The sequence below is a fragment of the Massilia sp. CT11-108 genome (genome assembly GCF_047302915.1).
Classification (GTDB): domain Bacteria; phylum Pseudomonadota; class Gammaproteobacteria; order Burkholderiales; family Burkholderiaceae_D; genus Telluria; species Telluria orientalis.
In genome coordinates, this window is sequence record NZ_JBKYMO010001685.1 from 1 (window position 1) to 245 (window position 245).

Sequence of the window (245 nt, forward strand, 5' to 3'; positions counted from 1 at the left end):
TGCCAGGTGTGATATGAAGCCATCCGTAATCAATGTTCGAGCACCCGCCGTGGAATGGGACATGGCTGATTCGCCCCCCCAATATATTGGCACATTCTAGTCCACTTTTCCATAACCGGAAGTGAGGCAAAAAAGTGGTGAATACTACCATCTTGAAGAGCGATAGACATGTAAGGCATATCTGCTTGTGCACCTGGCTCCAGTTTCGCGATCGACTTGACAAGGGGCAAAACGCGCTCTAGCTT

1 protein-coding gene is annotated in these 245 nt (G+C 49.4%); it reads right to left on the reverse strand.

What is annotated here, in order from left to right:
- Nucleotides 1-29 precede the first annotated feature (29 nt).
- On the reverse strand, nucleotides 30-245 hold a 216-nt coding region (locus ACEN88_RS36035; protein WP_413347174.1), incomplete at its 5' end, for a hypothetical protein.